At 59.0% G+C, this 1,670-nt stretch carries 2 protein-coding genes; both read right to left on the reverse strand.

Annotation, left to right across the window (positions count from 1 at the left end):
- Positions 1–367 (reverse strand): hypothetical protein (locus tag HP552_RS00365; RefSeq protein WP_446686446.1); only part of this gene is annotated, 367 nt, incomplete at its 3' end.
- Positions 348–1,670: phage portal protein (locus HP552_RS00370; RefSeq protein ID WP_175393818.1), on the reverse strand; the 1,323-nt coding region annotated here is incomplete at its 5' end. The genes HP552_RS00370 and HP552_RS00365, both read right to left, overlap by 20 nt.

The following is a 1,670-nucleotide window of genomic DNA, read 5'->3' on the forward strand; positions in this document are numbered from 1 at the left end:
CCATCGGATCGCTGGCAGCCTGTTGCAGACGGGCGATAATGCCGTTGTAACCGGTCATCCCCGAGTACGGCTGCAGCGCCCGCGTCCGGCTGACCAGCGTGCCGGACACCGGCAGCACGGCGATGCCGTTCATGACCTGATAACTGCGGGCCTGTCGTGGTCCGTCATCATCACCGGATAATGCCAGCGTCGCGAGTGCCTCCTGGGCAGTCAGGCTGTCGCCGGACACCGCATCCGTCAGGCTGCTGATCCCAAGCTGGCCTGCAAGCGCACAAAAGAAAACCCGCGCATAGGCGGGTTCAAGCATCAGCGGCTCATTAAAGGCCATGCTGGCAATATGCGGGAGATTACGCAGCTCTGCTGTCACTCTTCTCCTCCTCTGTTGATTGTCGCAGCCCGGATTCAAATGCTGCAGCCGCCCAGGCGGGCGGTTTAAGACCGGCTGCACGGCGCTCCATCGTTTCACGGACCTGCTGGGCAAAAATTTCCTGATAGTCGTCACCGCGTTTTGCGCACTCTTTCTCGTAGGTACTCAGTCCGGCTTCTATCAGCATCACCGCTTCCTGAACTTCTTTCAGACCATCGATGGCCATACGACCGGAGCCTATCCAGTCGCAGTTCCCCCAGGCACTGCGGGCTTCCTGAAAACTGAAGCGCGCTTTTGAAGGTAACGTCACCACGCGGCGAACGATGGCCTCTTCCAGCCAGCACAGAAACATCTGGCTCGCCTGACGGGATGCGACGAATTTTCGCCGCCCCATAAAGTACGCCCACGACTCGTTCGCACTGGCCCGTGCCGTGGAGTAGCTCATCTGGGCGTAATTCCGGGAAAGCTGCTCATACGAGACACCCAGCCCGGCAGCGATATACCGCAGCAGTGACTGCTCAAACACGGAGTAGCCGTTATCCGTATCCTGAGCCGTCTGCAGGTTCAGTGAGTCACCCGGCATCAGGTGCGGTACTTTTGCGCCTCCCAGCCGGACCGGCGCTGCGGCGTAATACGCGGCAATTTCACCAATCCAGCCGGTCAGCCTTTCCCGCTGCTCCTGACTGTTCGCGCCCAGAATAAAATCCATCGCTGACTGCGTATCCAGCTCACTCTCAATGGTGGCGGCATACATCGCCTTCACAATGGCGCTCTGCAGCTGCGTGTTCTGCAGCGTGTCGAGCATCTTCATCTGCTCCATCACGCTGTAAAACACATTTGCACCGCGAGTCTGCCCGTCCTCCACGGGTTCAAAAACGTGAATGAACGAGGCGCGCCCGCCGGGTAACTCACGGGGTATCCATGTCCATTTCTGCGGCATCCAGCCAGGATACCCGTCCTCGCTGACGTAATATCCCAGCGCCGCACCGCTGTCATTAATCTGCACACCGGCACGGCAGTTCCGGCTGTCGCCGGTATTGTTCGGGTTGCTGATGCGCTTCGGGCTGACCATCCGGAACTGTGTCCGGAAAAGCCGCGACGAACTGGTATCCCAGGTGGCCTGAACGAACAGTTCACCGTTAAAGGCGTGCATGGCCACACCTTCCCGAATCATCATGGTAAACGTGCGTTTTCGCTCAACGTCAATGCAGCAGCAGTCATCCTCGGCAAACTCTTTCCATGCCGCTTCAACCTCGCGGGAAAAGGCACGGGCTTCTTCCTCCCCGATGCCCAGATAGCGCCA

Origin of the sequence: Paenibacillus xylanilyticus (genome assembly GCF_013359935.1) — a bacterium.
GTDB lineage: Bacteria > Bacillota > Bacilli > Paenibacillales > Paenibacillaceae > Paenibacillus > Paenibacillus xylanilyticus.